Annotated in this window: 7 protein-coding genes; 1 reads left to right on the top strand and 6 read right to left on the bottom strand. The window is 64.5% G+C overall.

Annotation, left to right across the window (positions count from 1 at the left end; translation table 11 throughout):
* Positions 1-329, top strand: a 329-nt coding sequence (locus F1542_RS14260; protein WP_193732303.1) for a transposase, incomplete at its 5' end; no start/stop codon positions are given.
* 267 nt (positions 330-596) lie between these two features.
* On the opposite strand, the gene serS is transcribed toward F1542_RS14260, so the two are convergent.
* From serS to F1542_RS14230, 6 genes are all read right to left on the bottom strand, one after another.
* Entirely contained in the window at positions 597-1,868 is a 1,272-nt protein-coding gene (serS, locus tag F1542_RS14255; RefSeq protein ID WP_193733613.1) for a serine--tRNA ligase, read from the bottom strand.
* Positions 1,868-2,677, bottom strand: coding sequence for a twin-arginine translocase subunit TatC (gene tatC / locus F1542_RS14250; RefSeq protein WP_193733612.1), 810 nt, complete (start codon positions 2,675-2,677; stop codon positions 1,868-1,870). The genes serS and tatC overlap by 1 nt, the downstream gene beginning before the upstream one ends.
* Before the next feature lie 7 nt (positions 2,678-2,684).
* Positions 2,685-3,257 carry a Sec-independent protein translocase protein TatB gene (gene tatB, locus F1542_RS14245; RefSeq protein ID WP_193733611.1) on the bottom strand — a complete coding sequence of 191 codons (573 nt, stop codon included), beginning with the start codon at positions 3,255-3,257 and terminating at the stop codon, positions 2,685-2,687.
* A 67-nt stretch (positions 3,258-3,324) separates the two neighbouring features.
* The gene (gene scpB / locus F1542_RS14240; RefSeq protein ID WP_193733610.1) at positions 3,325-3,987 is read right to left on the bottom strand and encodes an SMC-Scp complex subunit ScpB; all 663 of its coding nucleotides are present in this window, start codon (positions 3,985-3,987) and stop codon (positions 3,325-3,327) included.
* Positions 3,987-4,829 carry a ScpA family protein gene (locus F1542_RS14235; protein WP_193733609.1) on the bottom strand — a complete coding sequence of 281 codons (843 nt, stop codon included), beginning with the start codon at positions 4,827-4,829 and terminating at the stop codon, positions 3,987-3,989. The genes scpB and F1542_RS14235 overlap by 1 nt, the downstream gene beginning before the upstream one ends.
* 39 nt (positions 4,830-4,868) lie before the next feature.
* Positions 4,869-5,768: SPOR domain-containing protein (locus tag F1542_RS14230; protein ID WP_193733608.1), on the bottom strand; the 900-nt coding region annotated here is incomplete at its 5' end.

Below are 5,768 nucleotides of genomic sequence, written 5' to 3'. Positions count from 1 at the left end.
TTATCCCCGGCCAGCATTACGACACGGTCGGGGTGGCGCCGCTTCTCGAACCGGCTGATTTCGAGGGACTTCTTGCTGACAAGGCGTTCGATGTCCACTGGATCGTGGACACCATACGCGCGCAAGGAGCCCGCGTGGTCATTTCCCAGCGTCGGAACCGCCTCGACAGGCGATCCTTCGATGGCGCCCTGTTCAAGGCGCGCCATCTCATCGAGAACTTCTTCTGCAAGCTCAAGGAGTTCAAGCGCATCGCCATGCGAAGCGACAAGACCGACAGATCATTCGCAGCGATGATTTATCTCACCGCCGCAATCATCAATTCGCGTTAATTCCCAACAGACCCTGATAAAAAAATAAAAGTTTTTGGGTGCTGCCTTTTTTCAAAAAGGCGGCGTTCTTTTGAAGCTTTTGCAAAAAGCTTCACCAAAAACTTTCTTTAATTTTAAAGTGCTATCATGTGCCGACTTTTCAAACAGTCTCTAAGGGTAAAGACAGAAAGATAAGGTTTCCGGGCGCCGCCTTTTTCAACAAGGCGGCGTTCCCTGAAGCTTTCTGGAAAAAGCTTCACCAGAAACTTCTTTACTGGTTTCAGGCTTTCACGCGGCGCGAATGACCTCGACGCCGCCCATATAGGGACGCAGCACATCGGGGATGGTAATGCTGCCATCCGCGTTCTGGTAGTTTTCCATGACCGCGATCAGCGTGCGCCCCACGGCCAGGCCGGACCCGTTCAGGGTATGGACAAAGGCGGGCTTGCCCTCCGCCATGCGATAGCGGGCATTCATGCGGCGGGCCTGAAAGTCGCGCGTGGTGGAGCATGACGAGATTTCACGCCATGCCTTCTGCCCCGGCAGCCACGCCTCCAGGTCAAAGGTCTTCGCCGCACCAAAGCCGGTATCCCCCGCGCATAGCAGCATGCGGCGATAGGGAATGCCCAGCTTTTCCAGCACCATTTCCGCGCAGCGGGTCATGCGTTCGTGCTCGGCGTCACTTTCCTCCGGCGTGGTGATGGATACCATCTCCACTTTCTGGAACTGGTGCTGGCGCAGCATGCCGCGCGTGTCGCGTCCCGCGGCCCCGGCTTCGCTGCGGAAACACGATGACAGCGCGACAAGGCGGCGCGGCAGCGTGTTACCCGACAGGATCTGGCCCGCGACGCTGGCGGTCAGCGGCACTTCCGCCGTGGGGATCAGCCAGCGGCCATCTTCGGTGCGGAAAGACTGGTCGGCAAACTTGGGCAGCTTGTCGGTGCCGTACATTGCCTCGTTATTGACCAGCACGGGCACGGCGGTTTCCTCATACCCGTTTTCGCCGGTATGCAGGTCCAGCATGAACTGGCCCAGCGCGCGTTCCAGCCGCGCAAGCTGGCCACGCAGCACCACGAAACGCGCACCCGACAGGCGGGATGCGGTCTCGAAATCCATCATGCCCAGCGCTTCGCCCAGTTCGAAATGCTCACGCGGGGCAAAGGTGAATTCGCGTGGCGTGCCGTTCTGGTGCACCTCCACATTCGCATTTTCATCTTTCCCCGGGGGCACGCTTTCGTCCAGGCGGTTGGGCAGGCGTTCCAGCGTGCCACGGATCTGGGCGTCCAGATCATCGGCGCGGGTCTGCAGTTCCTCCATCCGGCCCTTGGCGTTGGCCACTTCCGCTTCCAGTGCCGAACTGTCCGCGCCGGATTTGCGCATGGCCCCGATTTCCCTGGAAATCTGCTTCCGGCGCGCCTGCAGTTCCTGCAATGCGGTTTCAGCGGCGCGGCGGTCATGGTCCAGCAGCAGCAGCGCCTGCGCCACGGCAGGCTCGCCCCGCCGCTTCAGGTCAGCGTCAAAACCGTCGGGATCGGCGCGAAGGGCGCGCAGGTCGTGCATCAGGGGGTCTCCTCGGTGTCTTCAGGCGGGGTGCGCGGCTCGACAAGGCGGGCGCAGACAATGGAAATCTCGTACAGCCCGATCAGCGGCACGGCCAGACCGGTCTGGGTAATCACGTCAGGCGGCGTCAGGATGGCGGCGGCCACGAACGCGCCGACATAGGCATAGCGCCGCACCTTCGCCAGCCCTTTTGACGTGACCAGCCCCACCCGCGCCATGAGCGTGAGCACCACGGGCAGTTCAAACGCCATGCCGAACGCCAGGATCAGCTTCATGACCAGTGTCAGGTATTCCGATACCTTGGCCTGCAGTTCGATCTGCAGCCCGTCCTGCCCGTCAGCCGTCTGGAACGACAGGAAAAACTTCCACGCGGCGGGGAAGATGAAATAGTACGCCAGCGCCGCCCCTATGGCGAACATGATGGGCGTCGCGACCAGAAACGGCGCAAAGGCCCGTTTTTCGCTACGGTACAGCCCCGGTGCTATGAATATCCACGCCTGCACCGCCATCATGGGAAACGACAGGCAGGCCGCGCCGAAAAAGGCAACCTTCATGTAGGTGAAGAAGGCTTCATACAGCGCGGTATAGATCAGGTGCGGCTGTTCCCCCTTCTGGCGCATGATGTCGCCCAACGGTTTGGCCAGGAAGAAATAGATCTGTTCCGAATAATAGTAACAGACGGCAAAGCACACCATGAACGTCACGATGGACCACAGCAGCCTGCGCCGCAGTTCCACCAGATGTTCCAGCAGCGGCATGGGCTGGTCGTTGATCGAATCCTGATTCAGGGTTTCGTCTCCTGCATCCATCGCGTTCTTATTCCCGCCCATCGGCTGTAACGGAGACACGCTGCCCCCGGTGAATGACCCTGACCGGCGGCAGGAAGGCCGGGGGCGTCAGGTTTGGCAGTTCCGCCGCGATACGCCGCGCGATACGCGGCGGAAGGAAATCAGGCGCGCTGGCCAGCACCGCCTCATCCGCCTCTTTCGGGGCGGTGGTGGACAGCGGCGGGATATAATGGCGCGACGGCACCTGGTGTTCCGGCAGCGCGTCATTGGCAACGGGTATGGCCGGGCGGGCGGCAGGGGCTTCCCCCGTCAGCGTGGCGGGATCGAGCGAGCGGCGCAGCGTGCCATCCCCGTCAATCGCCTTCATCAGCTTGTCGCGCACGTTCAGCCGCTTGAGCTGGCCAAGCTGGTCACGCGCCTCCGTCAGGTCCGCCTCACGCACCATTTCGTCCACATGGGACTGGAATTCGGTGGCAAGGCCGCGCGCCTTCTTGATCAGGCCGGTCACCGTGCGGATGGCAATGGGCATGTCCTTTGGCCCGATCAGCAGCAGGCCCACCACCCCGATCAGGGCAAATTCAGACCACGCGAAATCGAACATGACCACTTTCCTTCCCCACCACGCATGCGCGGCATTACATTTCGTCCGTGCACGCCCTGCACACCTATCACGACGCGGGCGGGTCAGGAACCTCATCCGGCGCATCGGGCGGCACGGCGGTATCGGGCACATCCACCAGCAGTTCCTCCCGCCGGGGCAGATCGCCAAGATCCTTCAGCCCGAAATGCCGCAGGAACCCCGATGACGTGCCCCACAGGATGGGCCGCCCCGGGACTTCCTTACGGCCCAGCGGCATGATCAGTTCCGCCTCCAAAAGGGTGTCCAGCACCTGCTGGCTCAGGCTGACGCCACGGATTTCCTCGATCTCGGCGCGGGTGCAGGGCTGGTGATAGGCAATGATCGCCAGCGTTTCCATGGTTGAACGCGCAAGCCTGCGCGGGCGCGGCATGACGCGGGTCAGGCGCGGGGCCAGATCGGGCGCGGTGCGGAACTGCCAGCCCCCGGCCACCTCCACCAGCACGACCCCGCGCCCCGCGTACTGTGCCGCCAGCGTGGACAGGGTGGCGGCGACATAGGCGTCCCGGTCGCCGGTATCATGCGGTATGCCCCCCTGCGCGCCCAGTATTTCGGCAATGGCGCGGGTGCTGAGCGGGTCGGCGCGGGCAAAGATCAGGGCTTCGACCAGACGTAGCGAGAATTCCCGCACTTCGATCATGGCAATGGCGGCCCCATCTTCAGGCAGCAGCCCCGGCTGTCGTGTATCATTCATCAGGCCATGTCCCCTTCCGGTTCTGTCCCGGCAGCATCTGGCTGCACTGTGCGTTCGCGCAGCCAGATACGGCCAAACTGCTGCGCCTGCTGGAGTTCGATCATCCCGCTGCGCGCCATCTCCAGGCTGGCCAGCAGCGTCCCCGCCACGGCGGCGCGGCGACCGGTCCGCATCATTGTTTCCGTCATGTCGGCCTGTAGCGGCAGGTCGGGCACGAATCCCTCCAGCCCGCACCAGTCCGTCTTCATGTCATGCGTACCCAGCATGCGCCGCAGCCGCGCCAGCGCGTCCTGCACCGTCCAGAACCGCAGCGCGCGCGGCTGGTAGACGGATTTGCGCGCGCGCCGGCGCATGGCCGCCATATACCCACGCATAAGCTGTGGCACATCGACCGCAAGGCCCGAGCGGTCAATTTCCACAAGGCTTTCCGCCTGCCCGCGCTCGAACACTTCCAGACCCAGTTGCGGGCGCGCGGCCAGCCAGCGGCCAAGCTGGACCATCCGTTCCAGTTCCAGCAGCCGTTCATGCAGCAGGCTGGCCGCTTCCTCCGCATCGGTAGCTTCGTCGTCATCCTCGGGCAGCAGCAGGCGGGATTTGAGCCACGCCAGCCACGCCGCCATCACCAGCCAGTCCGCCGCCTGTTCCAGCCGCACGTCGCGCGCCGCGCGCACCACGGCCAGGTACTGGTCCACCAGCTGCAGGATGGAAATGCGCCACAGATCCACCTTCTGCGCCCGCGCCAGTTCCAGCAGCAGGTCCATCGGCCCGTCAAACCCGTCCAGATGCACGATCGGGGCGCTGGTGGACGCGGCGGGAACGGGTGGGGGGTTATCCCCGCTCACCGTTCCCTCCGCAGCACAAGGTCGCGGGCCATGGCGGGATCAGGAATGGACCAGCTCGCACGCCTGGCTTTTTGCCTTGGCCTTTTCACACAGGCTGACCGCCTGTGCCTTCGCCAGTCCCTTGACGCGCAGGCGATAGAAGGTCTTGCCGCCCCGTTCCGCCTTCACCACGGTGGGCTGGTATGGCCCGAAGATATCGGGATAACGCGCGCTGAGGCGGGTCCAGCTTTTCAGCGCCGCCTCCTGCGAATCAAGGGCGGCAAGCTGCACGCCGTATGCGCCCGTTCCGGTGTTGGGCGCACGCGGCACGGGTGGCGGCAGCGGGGCGGCCTGCGGTTCGGGCGCTGCCGCGCGCGGCGGGGCGGCAGGCTGGGACGCAGGCGCGCTGGCTGGCGCATCCGCCGCTGGGGGCGTAGCGGGGACCGCAGCTGGCGATGTCGGAGCCGGTGCGGGTTCGCCCTCACCGGCCACCTGTCCGTACTGGCGGGCCATGGCGTCGGGCTGTGGTTGTTCGGGCGGCGGGGACAGGCGCATCACGCCGCCATCGGCGGGCATGCCATCACCTGCGCCAAGGATCTGCATCCCGCCCGGATCGGCGGGCTTGACGCGAACCGGGCCGGGGGGCGGCCCCAGAACGGGAATCCCGCCCTGATGGTGCCCGAACAGTGACCATCCCCCAATGGCCACCACCAGCACGCCACCAAGACCCGCCGCGCCATAGACCAGTTTGCGCGTAAGCGGATCATCACCCAGCAGGTTGCTGCCCGCCACGCGCGCCATCAAGGCCCTGAAGTCAAAACCACCCCGGCGGCCCCGTCGGGCGGCAGCCAGCCCGATGTCATCCGCCGGTTCCATCGGTTTGCGGGAATCCAGATCGGGATTGGAATCGGCCCCCATGCGCTCCCGTCCCGGGCCGGCGGGCGCGGAATAGGGATCGGG

The organism is Komagataeibacter sp. FXV3, from assembly GCF_015155755.1.
GTDB lineage: Bacteria > Pseudomonadota > Alphaproteobacteria > Acetobacterales > Acetobacteraceae > Komagataeibacter.
This window is presented reverse-complemented; position numbering and strand designations above follow the sequence as displayed.

Coding starts and splice junctions, on each gene's coding strand:
- serS (WP_193733613.1), bottom strand. CDS start 1,868: ATGCACGACCTGCGCGCCCTTCGCGCCGATCCCGACGGTTTTGACGCT.
- tatC (WP_193733612.1), bottom strand. CDS start 2,677: ATGGATGCAGGAGACGAAACCCTGAATCAGGATTCGATCAACGACCAG.
- tatB (WP_193733611.1), bottom strand. CDS start 3,257: ATGTTCGATTTCGCGTGGTCTGAATTTGCCCTGATCGGGGTGGTGGGC.
- scpB (WP_193733610.1), bottom strand. CDS start 3,987: ATGAATGATACACGACAGCCGGGGCTGCTGCCTGAAGATGGGGCCGCC.